The 23523-nt window shown below is 61.8% G+C and carries 21 protein-coding genes and 1 tRNA gene; 13 read left to right on the forward strand and 9 right to left on the reverse strand.

Features of this window, described 5'->3' with window-relative positions; translation table 11 throughout:
• Positions 1–96: 96 nt before the first annotated feature.
• The gene (locus tag AACO21_RS15180) at positions 97–729 is read left to right on the forward strand and encodes a hypothetical protein (RefSeq protein WP_346193371.1); all 633 of its coding nucleotides are present in this window, start codon (positions 97–99) and stop codon (positions 727–729) included.
• Here the strand turns inward: AACO21_RS15180 and AACO21_RS15185 are convergent.
• Both AACO21_RS15185 and AACO21_RS15190 read right to left on the reverse strand, forming a co-directional pair.
• Positions 726–2291 (reverse strand): bacteriohemerythrin, encoded by a 1566-nt coding sequence (locus AACO21_RS15185; RefSeq protein WP_346193372.1) that lies wholly within the window; start codon positions 2289–2291, stop codon positions 726–728. The two genes, AACO21_RS15180 and AACO21_RS15185, sit on opposite strands and share 4 nt — an antisense overlap.
• A 241-nt stretch (positions 2292–2532) precedes the next feature.
• Complete coding sequence (locus AACO21_RS15190; protein WP_346193373.1) at positions 2533–4917, reverse strand: response regulator; 2385 nt, start codon at positions 4915–4917, stop codon at positions 2533–2535.
• 258 nt (positions 4918–5175) lie between these two features.
• Between AACO21_RS15190 and AACO21_RS15195 the strand changes: the two genes are divergently transcribed.
• Both AACO21_RS15195 and AACO21_RS15200 read left to right on the forward strand, forming a co-directional pair.
• The gene (locus AACO21_RS15195) at positions 5176–5547 is read left to right on the forward strand and encodes a CbiX/SirB N-terminal domain-containing protein (protein WP_346193374.1); all 372 of its coding nucleotides are present in this window, start codon (positions 5176–5178) and stop codon (positions 5545–5547) included.
• Positions 5548–5564: 17 nt separating this feature from the next.
• Positions 5565–6140: an ANTAR domain-containing protein gene (locus AACO21_RS15200; protein WP_346193375.1), complete on the forward strand. Its 576-nt coding sequence runs from the start codon at positions 5565–5567 to the stop codon at positions 6138–6140.
• A gap of 9 nt (positions 6141–6149) precedes the next feature.
• On the opposite strand, the gene AACO21_RS15205 is transcribed toward AACO21_RS15200, so the two are convergent.
• The gene (locus tag AACO21_RS15205; protein WP_346193376.1) at positions 6150–6785 is read right to left on the reverse strand and encodes a DsbA family oxidoreductase; all 636 of its coding nucleotides are present in this window, start codon (positions 6783–6785) and stop codon (positions 6150–6152) included.
• A gap of 326 nt (positions 6786–7111) precedes the next feature.
• Between AACO21_RS15205 and AACO21_RS15210 the strand changes: the two genes are divergently transcribed.
• From AACO21_RS15210 to AACO21_RS15230, 5 genes are all read left to right on the forward strand, one after another.
• Positions 7112–8374, forward strand: a complete 1263-nt coding sequence (locus AACO21_RS15210) for a CmpA/NrtA family ABC transporter substrate-binding protein (RefSeq protein ID WP_346193377.1) — start codon at positions 7112–7114, stop codon at positions 8372–8374.
• A 49-nt stretch (positions 8375–8423) separates the two neighbouring features.
• The gene (ntrB, locus tag AACO21_RS15215) at positions 8424–9371 is read left to right on the forward strand and encodes a nitrate ABC transporter permease (RefSeq protein WP_346193378.1); all 948 of its coding nucleotides are present in this window, start codon (positions 8424–8426) and stop codon (positions 9369–9371) included.
• 10 nt (positions 9372–9381) lie between these two features.
• Positions 9382–10182, forward strand: a complete 801-nt coding sequence (locus tag AACO21_RS15220; protein ID WP_346193379.1) for an ABC transporter ATP-binding protein — start codon at positions 9382–9384, stop codon at positions 10180–10182.
• 144 nt (positions 10183–10326) lie between these two features.
• The gene (locus tag AACO21_RS15225; protein ID WP_346193380.1) at positions 10327–12270 is read left to right on the forward strand and encodes a type IV pili methyl-accepting chemotaxis transducer N-terminal domain-containing protein; all 1944 of its coding nucleotides are present in this window, start codon (positions 10327–10329) and stop codon (positions 12268–12270) included.
• On the forward strand, positions 12267–12938 hold the full coding sequence (locus AACO21_RS15230; RefSeq protein WP_346193381.1) for a response regulator transcription factor: 672 nt from the start codon (positions 12267–12269) through the stop codon (positions 12936–12938). Before AACO21_RS15225 ends, AACO21_RS15230 begins: the two co-directional genes overlap by 4 nt.
• 117 nt (positions 12939–13055) lie before the next feature.
• On the opposite strand, the gene AACO21_RS15235 is transcribed toward AACO21_RS15230, so the two are convergent.
• From AACO21_RS15235 to AACO21_RS15250, 4 genes are all read right to left on the reverse strand, one after another.
• Positions 13056–13343 carry a hypothetical protein gene (locus AACO21_RS15235; protein ID WP_346193382.1) on the reverse strand — a complete coding sequence of 96 codons (288 nt, stop codon included), beginning with the start codon at positions 13341–13343 and terminating at the stop codon, positions 13056–13058.
• Positions 13344–13489: 146 nt separating this feature from the next.
• Complete coding sequence (locus AACO21_RS15240) at positions 13490–14263, reverse strand: spermidine synthase (RefSeq protein WP_346193383.1); 774 nt, start codon at positions 14261–14263, stop codon at positions 13490–13492.
• 31 nt (positions 14264–14294) lie between these two features.
• Positions 14295–14996 carry a DNA oxidative demethylase AlkB gene (gene alkB / locus AACO21_RS15245; RefSeq protein ID WP_346193384.1) on the reverse strand — a complete coding sequence of 234 codons (702 nt, stop codon included), beginning with the start codon at positions 14994–14996 and terminating at the stop codon, positions 14295–14297.
• A gap of 18 nt (positions 14997–15014) precedes the next feature.
• Positions 15015–15089, reverse strand: a tRNA-Arg gene (locus AACO21_RS15250).
• Positions 15090–15184: 95 nt separating this feature from the next.
• On the opposite strand from AACO21_RS15250, the gene AACO21_RS15255 reads away from it, so the two are divergent.
• From AACO21_RS15255 to AACO21_RS15270, 4 genes are all read left to right on the forward strand, one after another.
• The gene (locus tag AACO21_RS15255; protein ID WP_346193385.1) at positions 15185–17224 is read left to right on the forward strand and encodes a Cache 3/Cache 2 fusion domain-containing protein; all 2040 of its coding nucleotides are present in this window, start codon (positions 15185–15187) and stop codon (positions 17222–17224) included.
• A gap of 66 nt (positions 17225–17290) precedes the next feature.
• A complete protein-coding gene (locus AACO21_RS15260; protein ID WP_346193386.1) occupies positions 17291–19216 on the forward strand; it encodes an ATP-binding cassette domain-containing protein in 1926 nt (641 codons plus the stop codon).
• A gap of 35 nt (positions 19217–19251) precedes the next feature.
• Positions 19252–20460: an MFS transporter gene (locus tag AACO21_RS15265; protein ID WP_346193387.1), complete on the forward strand. Its 1209-nt coding sequence runs from the start codon at positions 19252–19254 to the stop codon at positions 20458–20460.
• Positions 20457–20591 carry a hypothetical protein gene (locus AACO21_RS15270; protein ID WP_346193388.1) on the forward strand — a complete coding sequence of 45 codons (135 nt, stop codon included), beginning with the start codon at positions 20457–20459 and terminating at the stop codon, positions 20589–20591. The genes AACO21_RS15265 and AACO21_RS15270 overlap by 4 nt, the downstream gene beginning before the upstream one ends.
• Before the next feature lie 87 nt (positions 20592–20678).
• On the opposite strand, the gene AACO21_RS15275 is transcribed toward AACO21_RS15270, so the two are convergent.
• Entirely contained in the window at positions 20679–21524 is an 846-nt protein-coding gene (locus AACO21_RS15275) for an HDOD domain-containing protein (RefSeq protein WP_346193389.1), read from the reverse strand.
• 125 nt (positions 21525–21649) lie between these two features.
• On the opposite strand from AACO21_RS15275, the gene AACO21_RS15280 reads away from it, so the two are divergent.
• A complete protein-coding gene (locus AACO21_RS15280) occupies positions 21650–22294 on the forward strand; it encodes an MBL fold metallo-hydrolase (protein ID WP_346193402.1) in 645 nt (214 codons plus the stop codon).
• Positions 22295–22320: 26 nt separating this feature from the next.
• Here AACO21_RS15280 and AACO21_RS15285 read toward each other — a convergent pair whose 3' ends face one another.
• Positions 22321–23478 carry an HDOD domain-containing protein gene (locus AACO21_RS15285; protein WP_346193390.1) on the reverse strand — a complete coding sequence of 386 codons (1158 nt, stop codon included), beginning with the start codon at positions 23476–23478 and terminating at the stop codon, positions 22321–22323.
• Between the last annotated feature and the right edge of the window lie 45 nt (positions 23479–23523).

Here is a 23523-nt window from a genome sequence, read left to right on the forward strand (position 1 = left end):
GGTAGCGGGGCTGTCGCGGATTTGATTTTGCTTATGGGGGACGGTCGACCGTCGGACTAAGCTGGCAGGCATTCACATTGCCGAGCGCATCCCGCCATGTCCTTCCCCGCCTTTTTCGAGCAGGCGCCGTGCCTGACGGTCCATGATCCCCTGGCCGAATTGCTCGGTGCGCCGGTGGATGGCCTGCTGACCTATTGTTACGCCGATGCCGTTCGCCTGGCCGGCCATTCCTGTCCGACCGTGGCTTCCGCCTACGTACTCGGCCGGCGCCTGATGCAGGCGCTCTATCCGGCAGGAGTGCCGCAGCGAGGCGGGGTGTACCTGGCTTTTGCCGCAGCCTGCGACAGTGGCGTGACCGGCGTTCAGGCCGCGGTGCTTTCCCTGCTCACCGGGGCTGCCGCTGAAGGCGGCTTCAAGGGCCTGGGCGGGCAGTATGGGCGGCGCAATTTGCTGCGTTTCGGGCTCGGTGGGCAAAGCTGTTTGCTGGCCACGCGCTGCGATACCGGGGCAAGCCTGATGGCTGATCTCGATCTCTCGGTCGTGCCGGCCGATCCGGCCATGATGCCGCTGATGCAGGCCTGCCTGAGCGGGCAGGCGGGCGCAGAGGAAAGACGGGCGTTCGGACTGCTCTGGCAGGGGCGCGTGCGCCGCATCCTGCTCGATCATGCCGATGATCCGGCCCTGATCCGCCTGCGTCCGGCAAGCGGGGCGCAGGCCGACGCCCCTTAAGGCGTGACGAGGACGAGCAGTTTGGCGTCTTCGACGCGAATGTGCCGGATCAGCCAGTCGCGCAGGTAGAGCAGCACGTCGAACTGGGCGGTAAGCGGGTTGTCGTGCAGTTCGGCCCGGAACTCCTCCAGCTTGGCCTCGAAGGCGCGATGCTGGTGGTGCTGGCTTTTCTCTTCCGGGTAGCCGTGGTGCGCCATCATGCGTTCTTCCGCCCGGAAATGAACTTGCGTGTACATTTCAAGCGCTTTCAGGACGCGGGCGACATCGCGCGCCCCTTTTTTCTGCGCCACGACATCAAAGAGGTCATTGGTCAGGTCGAACAGGTAGCGGTGATGTTCATCAATCGCATCGATGCCGATTTTCAGGCTGTCTTCCCACTTGATCCAGCCATCCGGCCGATAGGCGGAGGCCGGGAGTTCGATGATGGCATTGGGGTCGATCAGGTCGTCGCGATAGAGCTCCCGGATGCGTGAAATTTCCGGCAGCGCCTGCTCGAAGGCGGCGACCACGGCCGGGTCGAAGGCGGTGCCGGCACCGTCGCGGATATAGGCAATGGCATCTTCGAACGGCCAGGGCTTCTTGTAGGGGCGGATCGAGGTGAGGGCATCGAAGACATCTGCAATGCTGCAGATGCGGGCCAGGATGGGAATCGCTTCGCCGCGCAGGCCGCGTGGGTAGCCGGTGCCGTCCCAGCGCTCGTGATGGTAAGCCGCAATGTCGCGGGCTGCCGTGATCAGCGCATCGTTGCCGTCGAGCAGGGTTTCGCCGATCTCGGTATGGCGCTTCATCACTTCATATTCGTCCGAGGTCAGCCGCCCCGGCTTGAGCAGGATGCTGTCCGCAATGCCGATCTTGCCGACATCGTGCATCGGGGCGCAGATGCCCAGCAGTTCGCGTTCTTCGGCCGAGAGCCCGAGTGCCTTGGCGATGCTGGTCGCGTAGTGGGTCATGCGCATGATGTGCATGCCGGTTTCGTTGTCGCGGTACTCGGAGGCGGTGCCCAGGCGGCGAATCGCATCGGTGCGGGCGTGTTCGAGTTCCACCTCGCGCACGCGCAGGGTTTCATTGACCAGGGTGCGGGACACCAGGATGGAGAGTGCCTCGGCCAGTTCGCTCATGAATTCGAGTTCGACGGCATCGGGTTGCCAGTCGGGCTCGATGAAGAGCAGCGCGACGCCCATCGGCATCTGGTCGCTGTTCAAAGGCAGGATGCAACAGGGGGCCTCTTCCGTGACACCGACCAGTTCGACCTGGTCGCTCAGGTCGCGCAGCTTGCCGATGCGGGCGGTGCACTGTCGGGCAGGCGGCGTGGGCGCCGCATGGCCTTGCCAGTTACGCACACTCCAGGTGGGTTCAAGGCCGAACTGGGCAACCTGGACCAGATAGTGGCGCGGGTTGTAGAGCAGCAGGGCGCTGTGCGGCACCACCCGCAAACCGGGCAGGCTGAGCAGCAAGCCATGCAGACGGGCCAGCAGCGCATCCAGGTCGTTGCCGGTGGTGCTGACGCGGGTCAGCTCGAAGACCAGACGACTGATGGCCAGGATTTCCTGATCCTTATCCATGCTCCCTGAGTTCCCATGGTTTCGCCGTTTTGTGGCGATTTTGTTGGTTTTTGTGCCAGAAACTAAAATTCTGGTCAGTGGGGGAGCATAGCGGGCTTGCTGTCTAGTTTTTTTGAGTTAGATCAAATGGATTAGCGCTCATGGCAATCGGGCGACGCACTGTCGGGCGCGTCATCTTGCATGCCGTGCCGGGGCGCTTCTCCTGCGGCGCGGACTGCTGGTGCCCGAACCGCCTGTTGCTTCAGCGGGCCGGTTTGTCCAGCCAGGCGAGCAGGGTCGCGTAGAGGGTTTCCGGTTGGACGGGTTTGGCGATGTGGTCGTTCATGCCTGAAGCCAGGCAGGCGTGGCGTTCCTCGTCGAAGGCATTGGCGGTCATGGCGAGAATGGGGGTCTCGGCATTGCATGAGCCGGTCCGGATGGCGCGGGTGGCTTCAAGGCCGTTCATGTGCGGCATCTGCATGTCCATCAGGATCAATGCGTAAGCATGTGCTTGTGCCTGTTCGACGGCGGCGCAGCCGTTTTCTGCCAGGTCGACGCGGAGTCCGACGTCTTCGAGCAGGCTGCGGGACACCTCCTGATTCACCGGTTCGTCTTCCACCAGCAGGATGCGTTTGCCCGCATGGTCGGCCCGAAGTGCTGCTTCGGGGGGCCTCATCCCGGATGGAACGGGGGGGTGTGACGGATCCGGCAGGCAGGTCGCCACCGCTTGCGCTACCGGTTTGCCGAGTCGTACCGTGAACCAGAAGGTGCTGCCCACGTCGGGGGTGCTCTCGACGCCGACCTCGCCGCCCATCAGGTGTGCGAGTTGTTTGCAGATGGCCAGCCCGAGCCCGGTCCCGCCATATTTCCGGCTCATGCTGCTGTCAGCCTGCTCGAAGGCATTGAACAGGCGCGCCTGTACCGCCGGTGCGATGCCGATTCCGGTATCGCTGACCGACCACCGGATCAGTGCGCTGTCCGGGCCTTCCTCCTGCATGCTGGCGCGCAGGGTAATCGTGCCGTGTTCGGTGAATTTGAGGGCATTACCGGTGAAATTGAGGAGTACCTGACCGATGCGCAGCGCATCGCCCAGATAGACCGTCTGAGCCAGGTCGGGGGCCAGTTCCATGCATAGTTTCAGACCCTTGTCGGCGGCTTTTTGGCCAATCAGGTTGTACAGGCTGTCGAGTACGGTCTGCAAGCGGAAGGGGGCGGTTTCGATGCTCAGGCGGTTGGCTTCGATTTTCGAAATGTCGAGGATGTCGTTGATGACCTGCAGCAGATGGCGCGAGGCCAGATCGATTTTTTGCAGTTGATCCTTGATCCGGGGATCCTCCGCCCGGCGGAGTGCGAGGTTGGTCATGCCCATGATGGCGTTCATCGGCGTGCGCAACTCGTGGCTCATGTTAGCCAGAAAGGTGCTTTTTGCCTGGCTGGCTGTTTCTGCCGCGGCACGCGCCTGCTCCAGTGCGGTATTGGCCGCTTCGAGGGCGCGGGCTTTCTCGCTTTCGATGTTCAGGATGCGCAGGCGCGCCCGCATGGCAAGGAGGATCAGGAGCAGGCTCAGAATCAGCACGGCGGCGATGGAGCCGACCAGCAGCGGGCGGTTTTCCGGGTCGAGCAGCGAGGGCGGGCGGTTCCGGATGCGGGCATCGGCAGGCAGATCTTGTGCGGACAGGCCAAAGCGGACCAGTTCCTGATAGTCGGCCAGCAAGACCTGCGGGGTGTCGAAGACAATCGGAATCTGATCGGCCGCTGTTCCGCTGAGGATGCGGCGGGCCATATCTGCCATCAGGCGACCATTTTCCAGGCCGCTGTTCACATAGCCGCCGAGGGCACCGTGACCGATGGCACGATCGATGTCCGAGTAAACCGGTACCGTCGTCCTGGCCCGGACATAGGCCGCCAGGTGTTCATTGCTCACGGGGCGTCCGCTCCGGTTCTGGATGGAGCCGAGGGCAAACACTGCGGTGTGCTTCCCAAGCTGCGCAAGGGGCGCATCAATTTCTTCAAGCTGCGCCGGTGTCCAGTGTTCGATGCTCAGGCGCTGGCGAGTCCCGGGCGGCAGCGCGGACAGCCCGCGGTCGATGGTGCGCCGGTTGCCGGCGCCGGATTCGTCCGTGGCGGTGATGAAGATGATTCTCTCGGTTTGCGGGTGCAGGGACATGACCAGGGCCAGGGTGCGCCCGACTTCGTAGCGCTCGGCAATCCCGGTGGCGTTGCCACGTTGGCCGATGAGGGTGGCCGGGTCGCCATTGATGCCGCTGAATACGATGGGCACGGATCGCCAGGCTGGGCTGCCGGCGGCGAAGGTGAGCGCCAGGTCGTCGACCGCCACCAGCAGATCGATTTTCCGGCCGGCGTATTTTTCCTCCAGGAATTGCTGGTAGCGCTGACGATAGGCCGGCGAGACATAGCGCTTGGTGTCCATCCATTCGACATGCAGGACCGGCCGTTCTCCCGGCGCATCCTGCCAGGCTTCAAAACCGCGCAGGATATCGTCTTCCCAGCTGTGGCCATGGTGATAGGAGAGCAAGACCAGCAGATGCGCAGCCTCTCCCGGCGGCGTATCGGCAGTGGCGCTGCGGACCGGGCCGTTCAGAAGCAGTGTCAGGAGGAGTGAAGCAAGCAGGGCGAAGGGCTTCATGAGCGCGGATGACCGGTGGGCGCAACGAGGACAAAAGGAGCATAACCGTTTTGTTTCGCTTGACAAGGTGAAGCAGCCGCACCCAGTCGCCATGTTTCCCGATTTGAGTCATTGGGGGCGTTGACCGTCGGCCTGTCAAAGGCGAGCAGTGAAGGATGCCCACAAACGGCGCATCTGCGCTTCTCTTGTGTACTTCGCGTTGGCGCTGCTGCGCCTGCAATGAGGCTGATAGAATGGGGCGCTCACTCGGAGAACCTCATGTCCCAGACCCTGATCCTTTTTGCCCATGGTGCACGCGACCCGGAGTGGGCGGCACCGATGCGTCATGTCCAATCGCTGGTGCAGGCCGCGCGGCCCGGTGCAACGGTCGAACTGGCTTTTCTGGAATTCATGTCGCCGACCTTGAGCGAGTGTGTGCAGGCACAAATCTCAGCCGGTGCGACGCAGATTGCCATCGTGCCGATGTTCATCGCTCAGGGCGGGCATCTGAAGCGGGAGTTGCCGGAGATGGTGACGGCCCTGCGGTCGACCTATCCAGCGGTCCGGTTTTCACTGAGCGGCCCGATCGGACAGGTTGATACCGTGATGCAGGCCATGGCGGCGGCGGCGCTGAAAGAAGCTGGCCTGTAGTTTGCTAGGTAAGCACCATGCTTACCGTACTAGTCATCGACGAATCCCGTTCCCGCGCCGCTGAAATCTGCGCCGGGCTTGCCCTTGCCGGGTATCAGGTGGCGGCCATCCTGGCCGGTGCCGACAACCTGACGGCCGAGGTCGAGCGCCTGCAGCCGGATGTGATCCTCATTGATACCGAGAGTCCGAGCCGGGATACGCTGGAAAACCTGGCGGCCATGCATCGCAACATGCCGCGTCCCGTGGTCATCTTCACGCAGGAAGAGGGGCAGGAAACCATCCGCGATGCCGTCAAGGCGGGGGTGTCGGCCTATGTGGTCGATGGGCTGGACCCCAAGCGGATCAAGCCCATCGTCGATGTGGCGCGGGCCCGCTTTGAGGATACCCAGGCGCTGCGCCGCGAACTTGATGAAATCTCCCAGAAGCTGACCGACCGCAAGCTGGTCGAAAAGGCCAAGGGCGTCCTGATGAAGGCGCGTGGACTGGACGAGGATGCGGCGTATCACGCCATGCGCAAGCTGGCCATGGAGCGCGGGCAGACCCTGGCCAAGGTGGCGCGCGATGTCATCGATATGGCGCGTGTGCTGCTTTAAGGCCCTGATTTAAATCGATTCAAGGATGGCCCGGGCCAGCACGGACGGGTCTTCCGCGCCCACGACGATGCGCTGCTGACCGAGGATGAAGGTCGGCACCTGGCGTATCCCGGCAGCCCGGATTGCGGCGGCTTCCTGCTGCAACTCGGTGATTCCGGCCGTGCCGGCCAGATAGGTCTCCACCTCGGCGGCGGGCAGGCCGCATTCCGCCGCAATCTCACGCAAGACCGCAGGGTCGCCAATGGGCCGACCTTCGACAAACTGAGCCCGGAACAAGGCCTCGACCAAGGCTGCTGCACTTCCCCGTGCCTGCTGCCAAGCGACCAGGCGGTGGGCTTGCAAGGTATTGGCGCGCAAGGCAATCCGTTCGAAGTGGTAGCGCAGGCCATACGGCGCGCCGGCATCGCGCACGCGCTGAAACAGGGCCTCGACGGCATCCCGGCTGCCGAACTTGGCTTCCAGAAAGGGCAGGTAAGGCTCGCCTTCCGGTGGGGTGTCCGGGTTCAGGAAGAAGGGCAGCCAGCGCGGCGTGCAGACGAAATCGGGTCGCGCGCGGCGAACTTCGATCAGTGCGCTGTCCAGGCGACGCAGGCCGATGTAGCACCAGGGGCAGACAAAATCGGAAACCAGGGCGATGTCGAGCATGGGGATCTCTCTTTGCAAGGTGCCGCTTGGTCCCCGATGCGGTGCAAAAGTTCAGTTTGCTGCACCGCGGTAGTGCATGAAGGATCGGCGAGCAGATCAGTTTTGGGTGTTCGTAAGTGGTTGAATTGGCTTAATTATTTGTAACTAGTTCTTTTGGTGTAGTCCTGGCACGGCCATTGCAATAAGGAAGGTGAAGTGTCCGATCAACGGCGATCGGGCAAGGGGCCTCCGGCCCCGGACCGGACAAGGGCGTCCATTCGGCCAGCGCGATGCAGGCCGGATGTGACGCCCGTTTTGCTTTTTATTCATGTTTGAAGGAGCACGCAATGGAAGACAAGAAACTGGAGCAGCCTGCCAAGCCGTTTTCACGTCGTGATTTTGTTTCAGCCGCCCTGGGAGCCTCGTTGATGAGCATGGTACCGCCGGGTGTCCGCAGTGCAGCGTGGGCTGCCGGTTCGGATGCCCCTGAAAAGAAGGAAGTGAAGATCGGTTTCATTCCGCTGACGGACTGCGCTTCCGTGGTCATGGCGTCGGTCATGAAATTTGACGAAAAGTACGGCATCAAGATCATTCCGACCAAGGAAGCCTCCTGGGCTGCCGTGCGCGACAAGATGGTCAATGGCGAGATTGATGCCGCGCACGTGCTGTACGGCTTGATCTATGGCGTGCAGATGGGCATCGGCGGCCCGAAAAAAGACATGAACGTGCTGATGAGCCTTAACAACAACGGCCAGGCCATCACGCTCTCCAACCAGCTCAAGGACAAGGGCGCCATCGATGGTCCGAGCCTGGCCAAGCTGGTGGCGAAGAAGGAGCGGGAATACACCTTTGCCCAGACCTTCCCGACCGGCACGCACGCGATGTGGCTGTACTACTGGCTGGCGGCCCAGGGGGTCAACCCGCTCAAGGACGTCAAAACCATCACCGTGCCGCCGCCGCAAATGGTCGCCAACATGCGGGTCGGCAACATGGATGGTTTCTGTGTCGGCGAGCCCTGGAACAACCGCGCCATCATGGACAACATCGGCTTCACGGCAACGACGACGCAGGACATCTGGACCGATCATCCGGAAAAGGTGCTGGGTACGACGGCCGAGTGGGTCCAGAAGAACCCGAACACGGCGCGTGCCGTCGTTGCCGCGATTCTCGATGCCGGCAAGTGGATCGACGCTTCGCTCGCCAACAAGCAGAAGACGGCCGAGACCATCGCCCAGAAGGCCTACGTGAATACCGACACCGAGGTCATCGTCGCCCGCATGCTGGGCCGTTACCAGAACGGTCTGGGCAAGAGCTGGGATGACAAGAACCACATGAAGTTCTTCAACGACGGCGCGGTGAATTTCCCCTACCTCACCGACGGCATGTGGTTCATGACCCAGCACAAGCGCTGGGGCCTGCTGAAGGATCATCCGAACTACCTCGAGGTGGCCAAGAAGGTGAACCGCATCGACATCTACAAGCAGGGTGCCGCCGCCGCGGGGGTCACGCTGCCGAAGAGCGAGATGCGCAACCACAAGCTGATCGACGGCGTGGTCTGGGACGGCAAAGACCCGGCCAAGTATGCCGACAGCTTCAAGGTCAAGGCTTAACTGCACCGGTCCCGCCCCGCTTGCCGGGGCGGCCGCTGCCAAGGAGAACATGATGCATTCAGGTTCCGCCACGCTGGACGTCGATTTTGGCCAGGAAAGCCCGGTCGACCGTCGGACAACCCCCCTTCAGCCGAGTGCCGCAGCGCCTGCACCGGTTCAGGAAAAAACAATGGAAAAAGCACTGTCTGTCCCGCCGGCCCCGACCGGTATCCCGTTTGCGGAGCGTCTGGCCACGTTCGGCCGCGCGGCCTTGCCGCCGGTTCTTGGCCTGCTCGTGCTGATCGGCATCTGGCATGTGGCGACCCACAAGGGCGGCGCCATTCCCGGCCCGGCTCAAGTCTGGGAAGCGGCCGTCGCGCTCTTCTCAGATCCTTTCTACCGTAACGGACCGAACGATCAGGGCATCGGCTGGAATGTGCTGTCCTCGCTGCAACGGGTCGGCGTTGGTTTTGGCTTTGCCGCGCTGGTCGGGATTCCGCTCGGTTTCATTCTGGGACGTTCCGCCTTCCTGTCGGCCATGGTCAATCCGATCATCAGTCTGCTGCGTCCGGTGTCCCCGCTCGCCTGGCTGCCGATCGGCCTGCTCGTCTTCAAGAAAGCCGATCCGGCCGCAACCTACACCATCTTCATCTGCTCCATCTGGCCGATGATCATGAACACCGCGCAAGGCGTGCAGCGTGTGCCGCAGGACTACCTCAACGTGGCCCGCGTGCTGGCGCTCTCCGAATGGAAGGTCGTCACCAAGATCCTCTTTCCGGCCGTGCTGCCCTACATGCTGACCGGCATCCGCCTCTCCATCGGCACCGCCTGGCTGGTCATCGTCGCCGCAGAAATGCTCACCGGCGGCGTCGGCATCGGCTTCTGGGTCTGGGACGAGTGGAACAACCTGAAGGTCGAACACATCATCATCGCCATCTTCGTCATCGGCATCGTCGGCCTGATCCTCGAGCAGGCGCTGATCCTGCTGGCCAAGAAGCTGACCAAGGAAGCGTCTTAAGGAGATCGTCATGGAAAAGTTCGTAAGCATTGAAAAAGTCGGCCAGACCTTCACGACGAAGAAAGGCAAGTTCGTCGCGCTGCGCGATATCGATCTCAATATCGCGCAAGGGGAGTTCATCGCCCTGATCGGCCACTCCGGTTGCGGCAAATCGACCCTCTTGAACCTGATCGCCGGGCTGACCCGCCCGACGGACGGGGTGCTGCTCTGCGATGGCCGGGAAATCGCCGGTCCGGGCCCGGAGCGTGCCGTGGTTTTCCAGAACCACAGCCTGCTGCCCTGGCTGACCTGCTTCGAAAACATCTATCTGGCTGTCGAGCGCGTTTTTTCGGCGAAGGAGGGCAAGGCCAAACTGAAGGCGCGGACTCAGGCGGCCATCGAACTGGTTGGCCTGGCCCATGCCGCGCACAAGTACCCGAACGAGATTTCCGGCGGCATGAAGCAGCGCGTCGGGATTGCCCGGGCGCTGTCGATGGAGCCGAAGGTGCTGCTCATGGATGAACCGTTTGGCGCACTCGATGCGCTGACCCGCGCCAAGCTGCAGGACGAGCTGATGAAAATCTGCGAGAAGACCCGGGCGACGGTCGTCATGGTCACCCACGATGTGGATGAGGCCGTGCTGCTCTCGGATCGCATCGTGATGCTGACCAATGGCCCGGCCGCCACCATCGGCGAGATTCTGACGGTCGACCTGCCGCGCCCGCGCAATCGCCTGACCCTGGCCAATGACCCGGCCTACATTGCAGCCCGTGCCGCCGTGCTGGCGTTCCTGTACGAAAAGCAGGCGCATGTGGAGAAAGAGGCCGCCTGAGTCATGGGCCCTGTTTAGACAGGACGCCTGTTTGATCTGCCCCCGGTCAGTGATCGGGGGCTTTTTCTTGAACTTGATCCCGGTCATTGATTTTTGCGCTCAACGGAGGCTATGGTGCAGGCTGTCCAGAATTCCCGCCTTTCCATGCCGCCGCCGTCCCCAGTCAAACTCTCCCGCAAGATCGTGGGCATCCTGTGTGCCTTCTTCATCATCGCCCTGACGGCGATTGCGGCCACGCTGTACATTTCCTGGCAACTCGAAGGGGTGGCGGCGGCCATCAACGATGCCGGCAGCCAGCGCATGCGTACCTATCGCATCAGCCATCTGATGGCGCGTGCGCTCGATGAAAAGGGCGACAGCGGAATCTATTCCAGTAGTCTGGCCGAAGAACGGCAGTTATTTGAGCGGGTGCTCAAGGATTTGCATCAGGGCGACCCCATGCGCCCGATGGCACCGCCGCGCAATGAGATTGTGGAGGCCAAGCTTGAGGTGGTCGCCGAGAGCTGGCAGTCGGCAATGCGGCCGACGCTGGATGCCTATCTGGAAAGCAGCGGCAGCGGCCGGGTGAAGATGCTCGACCACTTCAACAGCACGCTGGAAGCCTTTGTCCACAGCATCAACGAACTGGTGCTCGCGATGGAGAACAGCTACGCCCAGGATACCAATCTGTTGCGCACTTTCCAGATCGCGCTGGTCATGCTGGCCATCATCGGGACCGGGGTGCTCATCCGCTTTTTTGATGATCTGGTGATCCGCCCGGTGGGCATGCTGCATGCCGGTATGCGCCGGATGATGAACAACGATCTGAGCGTCCGGGTGCCGGTTAACTCGGATGACGAGTTAGGTGGCTTGGCGCGCGGCTTCAACCGTATGGCGGAGCATCTCCAGCAGGTCTACAGCACCCTGGAGGAGCGCGTTGCCGCAGAAACCAGCACATTGGCTGAACGTAACCGTGAACTCGGCATCCTGTACCAGGCCACTTCCTATCTAAGCGAGCCGGCGCCGATCGAAGTGCTCTGCCGGGGCTTTCTGGATCAGATCAAGGAAGCCTTGGGGGCCGATGCCGGTGCGGTACGCCTCTATACGGCCAAAAGCGAAGAACTGCATCTGGTGACGCATGATGGCGTTTCCGACATGTTCGTGACCAACGAGCAGACCTTGAGTTGCGGCGAATGTCTGTGCGGCCAGGTGATTCAGAGCGGTGAGGCACAGACCTTTGATACCGCCCATCCGCCGGCCGGCATGAAGCTGATGAGTTGTATCCGCGAAGGGTTTGCGACGGCGACCGCGTTCACGATCATGCACGACAAGACCAAGCTGGGGGTCTATAACCTTTATTTCCGGCGTCAGCAGAGCTTGTCGGAAGGCGAGAAACACCTGCTTGAAACGCTGGGGCAGCATTTGGGCGTGGCGATTGAAAACGTCCGTCTCAAAGCCCGCGAGAAAGAACTGGCGATTTCCGAAGAGCGTAACCTGCTGGCTCAGGAACTGCACGACTCCATTGCACAAGGGCTGGCCTTCCTGAACATTCAGGTGCAGCTCCTGCAGGATTCCCTGCGCAAGGGGCGGGTCGAGGAAGCCATGCAGACTGCCGGGCAGCTCCGGGAGGGGGTGCAGGAGAGCTACGATGATGTGCGGGAGCTGCTGGTGCATTTCCGGACACGGATGCATCAGGCAGATCTGGAGTCGGCCATCGAGGCAGCCCTGGAAAAATTCGAGGGGCAGACCGGAATTCGCACCGAATTTACCTGCCACGGCAGCGGCTTGCCGCTTGAGCCGGGTGACGAAATCCAAATCATGCACATCGTGCAGGAGTCGCTCTCCAATATCCGCAAGCATGCGCAGGCAACGCGGGTGACGGTGCGCCTGGAACGAAATTTGACCGAACTCCAGGTGGCGGTTCGCGATAATGGTGCCGGTTTCGATCCGGAAACCGAGCCGAATCTCAAGTCGGATCGACACGTCGGTCTGAAAATCATGCGTGAACGGGCGCACCGGATTGGTGGCGAGTGCCGGATCGCATCGCAGGCAGGGGTCGGAACCAGCGTCACCCTGCGCCTGCCCAGTGTTACAAAAGAGGTTGAATGAAGATGAACGAGAAAATTCGCGTCCTGTTGGTCGATGACCATACCCTGTTCCGCAGCGGCATTAAATCGCTGCTTCAGCGTACGGAGGATTTCGAGGTCGTCGATGAAGCCGGCGACGGCCTTGAGGGCATCAAGCGCGCCCGCTCGCTGAAGCCGGATGTGGTCCTGCTCGATTTGCACATGCCTGGTGTTTCCGGTCTGGAGGCCGTGAAAGTGATCGCCGAGGAAATCCCGGATGTGCATGTCCTGATGCTCACCGTCTCGGAAGATGCGCAGGATCTGATGGATGCCTTGCGGGCCGGTGCCAGCGGCTACCTGCTCAAGAACATCGAGACGGATACCCTGGTCGATGCCATTCGGCGTGCCGCCCGTGGTGAGTCGGTGGTGTCGCCCCAGATGACCTCCAAGCTGATCCAGGGGGTGCGCGAGCAGCCGCGTCAGGCGCAACCGGCTTTTGACCGCGACAAGTTTTCGCCGCGTGAGCGCGATATTCTGGAATGCCTGGCGCTGGGCGAAAGCAACAAGGAAATCGCCCGCAAGCTCGATCTGGCTGAAAGCACGGTGAAAATCCATGTCCAGAACATCTTCAAGAAGCTGAACATGACCAGCCGCGTGCAGGTGGCCTTGTATGCCGTCGAACACGGCTTTGGCAATCGTCCCGCTGTCTGACGGTCGACCGTCGGAAAAGGGCAAATTTCACCCATAAAAAACCGGCCCGCGCTGGGCCGGTGCCGGCGATCCGGTTGCCGGCGAGTCCTCCGCTGAGGAGGGGAGGGTCCGGAGACGTCAGGCGTTGCCGATCCGGGGGCTGATGCTCGGTGCCGGATGCGTGCGTTGCAAGTGCTCGTAAGTCTTCGACAAGGCGCAGACACGCTCGTAGTGCCCGGCCTCCAGGGCGTGCACCATGTTTTCGATGATCATCGTATGCAGTTTGCAGACCCCTTCCGGGCTGCTGAGCAGCACTTCGCTGATCTCTGCCGCGAGCGCCATGGGAACATGTTCATGCTCGGCAATGGCTTCAATCTCACCACGATCCAGATCACAGTAGTCCAGCACATCTTGTATGGACAACATGTCTCTTCCTCCTGTCAGGCCGGCGCACTTCCCCTGAGGCGCGTTCCGGCGCAGTGCTGTGGGGTCGGTGTTCGTTGTCCGCCTTGTCGTTTTAATCGGTGGAGGATGTTTTCTTTTTAGTCCAAAAATGACAAAAAGCAAGCCGCCTAGAATTGAAGTGCGCCGTTGTGTTGTGCTGCCAGTTTCAGTCGCTTCAACAAAGGATGGGCGTTGAGCTGGGTGGTTGCCCGGACCGCGTCGGCGCGTTCGGCGAGCGTGTTGGCGTCGACCGAGACAGCGTGCCCATGACTGGCCAGCAGCACGACATTTCCGCTATCACAGGCCGGGAGCGCGAGCGTGCGCTGGTCGAAGGCCTCGCCCAGACGGGCAACGCTCTCCCGGAAACCTTTGCTGCGGCCCAGAAAATTGGCAACGAATAGGCCATCCTCGCTCAGACGGGCGCGACAGGCCTGGAAAAAAGGCAGCGTGTCGAGCGGCCCGGTACGAGCATCCGGGTCGTAGCCGTCGACCATGATCCAGTCGAAATGGCTGTCACCGCCAAGGATGAAGTCGGCCCCGCAGCCATCGACGATCTTCAGCCGTGCGGGGTCGTCCGGCAGTTTGAAGTACTGGCGGGCGACAAATTCGACCTGCGGGTTGATCTCCACCACGGTGATCTGCGCTGCCGGCAGATGGCGATAGCAGAATTTGGTCAGCGAACCACAGCCCAGGCCGATCTGAAGGATGCGACGCGGTTGGCTGGTCGGCGGGTCGAGCAAGAGCCCGGTCATCATGTCTCGCGTGTATTCCAGTTCGAGCGACCAGGGACGGGCGACGCGCATGGCACCTTGCACCCAGTCCGAGCCGAAGTGCAGGCAGCGAACGCCATTTTCCTCGCTGATATCGATGGCGTGGCGGGGGGCAGTGGGGCGACGGGACATGATCGGGCAGTGTACGGTTAAAACCGTGATTTTACCGCGTGCCTCCCTCGTCACGCAGGGCAAGGTGGGTAACGCGCCGGAAAGTCAGGTTGTAGCGAAGTTCGGGTTCCTGCGGGGCGCATCGCCTTGCAAGCGGTGCAATGCCGTGGAAATAGAGCCGGCTCGGGCCACCCCAGACGATGGCATCACCCTGCTGCAGGATGATCCGTGCCACCGGGTCGTTTCGCCGGGCACCGCCCCAGAGAAAAGTTGCGCTGCGACCCAGGGAGAAAGACACGATGGGGGCGCTGAGATCGGCTTCATCACGGTCCTGATGCAGCCCCATCCGGCTGCCGGGGGCATAACAGTTGATCAGGCAAGCTTCGGGCCGAAAATCCGGATAGCCCGCGGCGGCAGCCGCAGCGCGGGCCAGTGTCTCCAAGTCTGCCGGCAGCGGCGGCCACGGCATATGGGTGGCCGGATCGGTGCGGCTGTAGCGATAACCCTGGGCATCCGTGATCCAGCCCAGGAGACCGCAGTTGGTCATGCTGACCGACATGGCATGGCTGCCCGGCGTCATCATGTGGCGAAACGGTGCTTGCCTGCTGATAGCTTGAATGGTGGCCAGAATGGCTGCTGCGTGTGTGCCGATGAAACCAGGCAAGTGCATGGCGCCGGGGCCAATCGGGTGTGCTGCACCTGCCGGCATGGGCGATAACTGTTCGGGCAGATTGTCGAAGAGTTGACCTTGCATGCCATGCATCCTCGAAAGTGGCGCCCCCAGGTGGAATCGAACCACCAATTCACCCTTAGGAGGGGCGGGTTATATCCATTTAACTATGGAGGCGTGCCTGTCATTCGGCAAGGCGCGCATTGTACCGTTCTACCTCTTGCTTGTGATAGATTGGAATTTCTGAATATAACGATAAAGAGGAGAGGCTGATGCGTGTATTTCGTGGGCGTCCGGTGGCCCATCAACTGATTCTTGCCACATTGACTGCGTTGGTGCTGGTGTTCTCGATCATGACCCTGATCGTCCAGCAGCGTGCGGACCGCGCTGCCCTGATCGTGGCGGAAGACAACCTGGCGCATGAGGCGCGCCTGATGGTTGGCGTACTGGATTCGTTGTTCGAAGGCATCCGGGCGCGCGGGGAGGCGCAGTCGCAGTTCTTCATCAAATATGCAGGGGGGCAGCCTGAGCGAGTCCCCGGCTTGGCGCCGGCGGGCGATGTCAATTTGCCGATCATGCGTATCAATGGCGAAGTGATGAATGGCAACGAGCGCATTTTGAAGTCTTTTCGCGCGTTGACCGGCGACGATACCGCATTTCTGGTCGTCATGGACGGCAAACTCTATCGTCTGGCTACCCTGCTCAAAGACAAGGAGGGAAAGTCGATGAACGGCGTGCCGCTGCCGCCGGAGGACCCGGTGACCAAATCGATTCTGGCCGGGCAGGATTATCAGGGTCTGACCATTCGCGGCGGCAAGTACAACTTCAGTACGGTGAAGGTGCTCAAGGATGCCGATGGCAAGCCCTGGGGGGCGTATTCCCTGCGGATTGGCCTGGAGTCCGACCTGAACCGGATTCGCGATCAGTTCTCCAAAGTGGTGGCAGGCAAAACCGGCTATGTCTATATCGTTCGCCCGACCGATGAAAAAACGATTGGAGAATTTGTCCTGCATCCGAAATATCAGGAAAAAACCGTGGCCGGTGCCGATCTTTCCGATGAAGTGAAGGGCGCTGTGCGGGATCAGCTTGCCCGTAAGGAAGGGCTGTTCCGCTATCAGTTGCCTGATGCAGAGGGGCGCTTGCGCGACAAGATCGTGTATGCCTCGACCGCTGCGACCTGGGGCTGGACCGTGGTGGCAGGAAGTTGGCTGGACGAATATCTGGAAGAAAGCCATGCCTTGCGCAATCTGATGCTGCTGGTCAGTCTGCTCTCTTGCGCGGTGTTGGCCGTGATTCTGTATTTTTTGATCACCCATCGTCTGGCCGGTTTGCGTATCTTGCAACTTGAGGTGGAGCGCCTGAGCACGGGCGATCTGAGGGCTGGTGTGAAAGGCGCCGAGGCAGAGAGTCGTAATGAGGTGCAGGCCATCGCGCATGCCTTCAATCTGATGGCGGAGCGCATTCGCAGCCTGGTGCAAGGTGCGGCAACCACTTCCGGGGAGGTCAGCCGCTCGGCCGATTCGCTGCAAGGCGCCGCCCATCTGGCGCTCGAGGGCGCGAATCAGGCCTCGCAGTCTGCGACGAGCATTGCCCATTCGGCAGAAGCCTTGTCTGTCAGCGTGACCCATGTGGCGGAGAACGCCAATCACGCTGCGACCATCTCGGCAGAAGCCAAGCAGGTGACGGAAAATGGTCGTCGCGTGGTGGAGCGTGCCATGCAGGAACTCGAGCGGGTGGCCGTGGATATCGGGGATTCGGCGGTGATGATCGAGTCGCTGGGCGAGCGTTCCAAGCAGATTTCCAGCGTGGTCGGCGTGATCCGCGAAATCGCCGATCAGACCAACCTGCTGGCCCTCAATGCGGCCATCGAGGCGGCACGGGCCGGGGAGCAGGGGCGGGGGTTTGCAGTGGTGGCGGACGAAGTACGCAAGCTGGCCGAGCGAACTTCCGTGTCGACGCAAGAAATCTCGACAACCGTGAATGCCATTTTGACAGAGACGGGTGTGGCGGTGTCGCGCATGCAATCCGTGTCGGCCAACATGAGTGGGAGTGTCGCCATGGCCAAAGAGGCCGGTGACGCGCTCGAAACCATTGATCAGCGTGCCAGCGAAACCGTATCGGTGGTCGAGGAGATTGCGGTGCGAACACGCGAGCAGAGTGCAGCAAGCCAGAATATCGCGCATCTGGTCGAGCAGATTGCCGTGATGGCTGAAACCGCCAGCCGGCAAGCCGAGACCAACAGTACGCAGGCCTCGCAATTGCAGCGTTTGTCCGAGGATTTGCGCAGTCAATTGTCCCGCTTCCAGACCTGAGCGGCTAAAATCCCGTCATTCCCAACGCGGCGCCCTGCGGGGCGCCGTTTTCATTGCAAAGACCCCATGCCTTACCTGAAGCTCAACGATGCCTGTCTGGCCTATGGCCATGTTCCCTTGCTTGATCACGCCGATTTCCAGCTCGACCCGGGCGAGCGGGTGGCCTTGATCGGCCGGAATGGCACCGGCAAATCCTCGCTGCTCGCCGCCATGGCGGCCGGTACGGGCAAGGGGCGGCTGGATGACGGTGAGGTCTGGGTGCAGCCGGGAATTCGTGTGGGCTATGTGCCTCAGGAGCCGCCTTTCGATCCGGGTGCCACCGTTTTTGCCGCTGTGGTCTCCGGCATGGGGGAAACCTCGGCCTTGCTCGCCGAGTATCACAGTGTGTCGCATCGGCTGGGTGAGGGCGGGGCTGACAGTGATGCCTTGCTGGCCCGCATGGACCAGCTTCAGCACGAGTTGGAGGCGCGCGGTGCCTGGGCCTATGAAGCGCAGGCCGAGCGGGTGATTGCCCGCTTTGGCCTCGATCCGGATGCCGAGGTCGGAAGCCTTTCCGGCGGGCAGAAAAAACGTCTCGCGCTGGCGCAGGCGCTGGCGGTGGCGCCCGAGGTGCTCCTGCTCGACGAACCGACCAACCACCTGGATATCGCGGCCATCGAATGGCTGGAGACCCTGCTCATCGAGTCGGGCGTGACCTTGTTCTTCATCACCCATGACCGCTCGTTCCTCGATCGTGTCTGCACGCGTATCGTCGAGCTTGATCGCGGCAAACTGGCCAGCTTTCCCGGTAATTTCAGCAAATATCAGGAGCGCAAGGAGGCGCAGTTGCACGAAGAGGCGCTGGCCAATGCGCGCGCCGATAAATTGCTCAAGGAAGAGGAGGTCTGGATTCGCAAGGGCGTGGAGGCCCGCCGCACGCGTGCCGTGTTTCGCGTCCAGCGCCTGGATCGCCTGCGGGCGGAGCGTCAGGCCCGGCGCGAGCGCATGGGCAAGGTGCAGATGCAGCTGGATGCCGGGGACAAGAGTGGCAAGCTGGTGGCCGAGTTGCTCAATGTGAGCAAGTCCTACGGTCAACGTGCGGTGGTGCGCGATTTTTCGGCGCGCATCCAGCGTGGCGACAAGATCGGCCTGATCGGCCCCAACGGCGCCGGCAAGACGACTCTGTTGCGTCTCATCCTCGGAGAGCTGGCGCCGGACAGCGGCACGCTGCGCCAGGGGACAAAGATGGAAATCGCGTACTTCGACCAGTTCCGGACCCAGCTGGATCCCAATGCCACCCTGGCCGATGTGATTTCGCCGGGCTCGGATTATGTCGAGATCGGTGGGGCCAAAAAGCATGTCATCGGTTATCTCGAAGACTTCCTGTTTGCGCCCGAGCGCGCCCGTTCGCCGGTCAGTTCGCTGTCCGGCGGGGAGCGTAACCGCCTGCTGCTGGCCCGTCTGTTTGCCAAGCCGGCCAATGTACTGGTGCTCGATGAGCCGACCAATGACCTCGATATCGATACCCTGGAACTGCTCGAACAGCTTCTACAGGACTATGACGGTACCTTGTTCCTGGTCAGCCACGACCGGACCTTTCTCGATAACGTGGTGACCCAGACCATCGCCGCTGAGGGCGAGGGGGGCTGGAAGGAGTACGTCGGGGGCTATACCGATTGGGCGACCTATCAGGCCGGTGTGCAGGCGCAGTTGGCCGCTGAAAAACCCAAGGCCGAGAGCAAGCCTGCCGCGAAGCCGGCTGCGGCCAAGCCCAAGGCCGATAAGTTGTCCTGGAAGGAGGCGCGTGAGCTGGAGGCCTTGCCGGATACGATCGCCGCGCTGGAGGCCGAGCAGGCGCAATTGACCGCGCGGCTTGAAGATCCCGCGATTTACCAGACTGACCCGAAAGGTGCGCAACAGGCTGCCGAGCGCCTGGCGGCCATCGACGACGAATTACTGGCTTTGCTGGAGCGCTGGGAGATCCTGGAGTCGAAGGGCGGGAACCAAGCGTGAATCCGGGAATCCAATTTCCCATTCCTGGAGCATAGATGACGATTCAAGCCAAAACCTGGCGTACCCCGCTGCTGATCATGATTGCGGGCTGTACCATTTTGACCCTCTCGATGGGCGTACGGCACACGGCCGGCCTGTTTTTGCAGCCCATGACGGCCGATCTGGCCTGGAGCCGGGAAACCTTCTCCTTCGCCATTGCGCTGCAAAACCTCGTCTGGGGCCTGGCCTCGCCTTTTGCCGGTGCTTTTGCCGATCGCTACGGCGCCGGACGGACCATCCTGGCGGCCGGCATCCTGTATGTGCTGGGTCTGCTCCTGATGTCGCAGGCGGCCACCCCGCTGGCCTTCGATCTCTCGGCCGGGGTGCTGATCGGCCTCGGTCTGTCCGGGACGACCTTTGCCGTCATCATGGGCGTGATCGGGCGCCATACGACGCCGGAGAAACGCAGTCTGGCACTGGGGATTGCCAGTGCGGGCGGTTCTTTCGGCCAGTTCGCGGTACTTCCGGTCGGACAGATGCTGATCTCGACGTACGGCTGGCAAAGTGCCCTGGTGCTGCTGGCCTGCGGTGTCGGCTTGATTGCGCCGCTCGCCTATGCGATGGCGGACGGGCATCGTCCCGCCGGTGCGGCCGGGCAGTCGGTGGGTGAGGCACTGCGTGAAGCGAGCGGTGAACGCAGTTTTCACCTGCTTTTCTGGGGCTATTTCGTCTGTGGCTTCCAGACTGCGTTCATCATGCTGCACCTGCCAGCGTATCTGGTTGATGGCGGTTTGAGCGCCAATGTCGGCATGACGGCGGTGGCCCTGATCGGGCTCTTCAATATTTTCGGCTCCTTCCTGTTCGGTTGGGCGGGCGGGCGCGGCAGCAAGAAAAACCTGCTGGTGCTGATCTACGGTCTGCGGGCCGTGGCCATCGTGATTTTCATGCTCGTACCGCTGTCGACCGCCAGCGCCTGGATTTTTGCCGCTGCAATCGGGTTGCTCTGGCTGGCGACCGTGCCGTTGACCAACGGCCTGATCGCCCAGGTCTTTGGCTTGCGCTACATGTCGATGCTGGGCGGCATCGTGTTTCTCGGGCATCAGCTCGGCAGCTTTCTCGGGGCCTGGCTGGGCGGACGCATTTTTGACGAGACGGGTTCGTATCACATTGCCTGGATGATCGCGATTGGCCTCTCCGTGCTGGCCACGGCCTGTTCCTGGCCGATCAACGAGCGCCCGCTGGTGCGTCAGGCCGAAGCGGAATGAAGTCCGGTTGGCGCATCTTTTTCTGGGGTGTGGGGGTGGGCGTGGCAGGGTTGATCCTGGTCATGCTCTTCCTGGCGTATCAGTCGCCCGACTTGCTGCTTGATTGGGCGAATTTGCGCTACTGCGGCTGATCGGCTGATTGGCTGATTGGCTGATTGGCTGATTGGCTGATTGGCTGATTGGCAGCGGCGCTGTCATCGCCGCTGCCATGGCCGGCTTTAGTCGCCTGCTTCGCGGGCAGGGTGCGGGGACAGGCCCAAGCGCTGGCGCACGGCTTCGACACTCAGGTGCAACAGGCCGCCAATGTCGGCAAAATCGTCCGGCAGGGCGGGATCGTTCCAGCCGTTGGCGGAGTGTCGGGCCAGCCGAGTCGCAACGACGACGTTGCGGACGCGCGGATGGTCGGCATGATCATCGTCAATCAGTTCTCGTAGCAGATCGGGCAGATGCCAGGCGCCACAGAGTGCATGCTGGATGTCCTGAAAGCTGCAGCCCAGCACCTGGCGCTGGGCATCCGCGCTGCGCATGCCGGGGTTGGCTTTCTGCATGGCCTGGATCTGCAGTCCGAGTGCCGGTGCGGAGCACCAGACCAGAATTTCGGCCAGGTCGTGCAGCAGGGCGGCAATCCGCACTTCTTCCATGTTCACGTCCTGACGCCAGATGGCCCAGTCCTGTGCGTAATCGGCGGCACGCTGGGCGCGGCGGATGATTTGCAGGACGCCCAGCAGAGCTTGCGGGCTGGCGTCGCTCAACTGCTCCTCGATGGTGAGCAGCTCATTGAAACGATTGAAGAAGGGGATGATGCCGGCCATCATCACCGCGCTGGCGATGGTGGTGATGTCGTGTTGCAGCGAGCGCCCGCGCAGCGGCTGAATGTAGGCAAGAACCCGGACGGTCATGATCGGGTCCTGCAGGATGACCTTGGCCAAATCCCGCGCGTCGACACGGTCGATATCTGCTCGCATGTCGTCCAGGCGTCGCCGGGTCAGGCGCAGAACGGGCAGGCTGTTGTTGGTAAACAGCAGCACCCAGTCTTCAACGCTTGGCAAAGGATGTTCGAGCATGATGTCCGTGTTCCTCCAACTGGCGCAAAGGCGCGCTGACAGGGAGTTTAAGGGCTGGCCCGCCGCCCGGCAAGCAAGCCGCGTGCGATAATCGCCGCTGTTTTTCATTCCTTCGGCACGCTTTGATCATGCGCTACACCATTGTTCCCGTGACACCCTTTGAACAGAATTGCACGATTTTCTGGTGCGAGGCCACCCGCCAGGCCGCAGTCATCGATCCGGGGGGCGATATCGACCGGATTCAGCGTGCGCTGGCGGCGGAGGGGCTGACCTTGAGCAAGATTCTCGTGACCCATGGCCATATCGATCATGCCGGCGGTGTCGCAGCCCTGGCTGCAGTGAGCGGCGTGCCGATCGAGGGGCCGCACGCGGAGGATCGCTTCTGGATCGATGGCATGGCACAGCAAAGCAAGATGTTCGGCTTCCCGAATGTCGAGGCGTTTACGCCGGACCGTTGGCTGCAGGACGGAGATCGCGTGCAGTTTGGCGAGGTCACGCTGGAGGTCTTGCACTGCCCGGGCCATACCCCGGGGCATGTGGTGTTCTTCCACCGCGAAAGCGGTTTGGCGCAGGTCGGCGATGTGCTTTTCCAGGGCTCGATCGGGCGGACCGATTTTCCGCGAGGGGATCACGCCACCTTGATCGCATCCATCAAAGAGAAGCTGTTTGCTTTGGGTGATGACGTGGATTTCATCCCCGGCCACGGGCCGATGTCGACCCTGGGCGAGGAGCGTCAATACAATCCGTTTTTGAGCGGTCGCTTCGGTTGACCGTCGGATACGCCGGCTGAGAACGCTCAGGCCGGCGTATGAATGCGGGCCGCCCAGGAAAAGGCCTGCAGCTGGGCATTCAGATAGCGCTGTCCGCTTAAGCCTGCCTCCTCGAATGCCGTGCAGGCTTTGTCGAACTCGCGGTTTTCAGCGGCCTGCAGCAGTTTGAGGTAGGGGCCGAAGGTGCCGCTTTCTTCGTCGAGTGCGTCATGGACCGTCGGCGGGAGCGGCAACTGCTTCAGAATGTCGCGCATCGGCATGTTGAGCAGCACGTCGAGCAGGGAGAAGGCCCCGGTCATGAAGGCCGCGTCGCCGTTGTGATCGACGTCGGGCAGTGGTGGCATGCCTTCCGTGAGCAATTCCATCAGTCGGCCGCGGGCAGCCGCTTTCTGGAGCAGCGGGTTCGGGTGATTGCCGTTGTTCGGGTCCGCATAGACCAGCAACTGCAGCCAGCGTTGCAATTGACGCCGTCCGAGGATGTTGATCGCCTGGGCAAAGCTGGTGATTGGACTACGCGGTCCCATTGCGGCGGAGTTCACCAGGCGGAGCAGGCTGTAGGACAGCTTTGGCTCCTGCCGGAAAATGGCTTCGATGGCTTCGGTATCCGCGTCTTCAGCCAGCAGAGCCAGCAATTCGAGGAGCTTGACGCGGGTGACGTCGGCTTTTTTGTCGCCTTCGTGGCGGATCAGCAAAAATTCGGTGGTGCACAGGTTGCAGGCGTTGGCTTGCACCCATTTGTGATCGGCATGGCTTTGCACCCCGGCAGCCACGATGCCGGTCCGGCTTGAAATGCCGAGCAGGGAGTAGGGGGGCAAGGTCCGTGCATGGATCGCGCTGAGCAGAACATGATCCCAGGCCCCCGGTTGCGGCAGTTTACTGCTCTGCTGGAGCACCTGGGCAACCCGCGCTTTTTTCTGGCGTAAGGCTTCTTCCAGTGCCAGCGAGGTTTCGCTGATTTCGGAAAAAACATGGACTGCCGTCTGAAGGGGGCATTCGGCACTCCCCGCATGGGCGGGTAAGAACCAGGGTTGGCGCTGATCAAAGCCGCCCAGTGCGGGATGCCGTGCCAACTCGCGCAGCATGGCGTCGGGCGAACTGTGGGGGGCGGCTTCGACGAGGTAGCCTGACCAGGCGTCGTCCGTACCGAGTAGGGGGTGGACGAAGAGCAGGTCGTCGTGAGACATGGGGAATCAATCTGTCGCGTTGCGGGATAAGGACGATCTTATCAA

Origin of the sequence: Dechloromonas sp. ZS-1, assembly GCF_039649255.1 — a bacterium.
Taxonomy (GTDB): domain Bacteria; phylum Pseudomonadota; class Gammaproteobacteria; order Burkholderiales; family Rhodocyclaceae; genus Azonexus.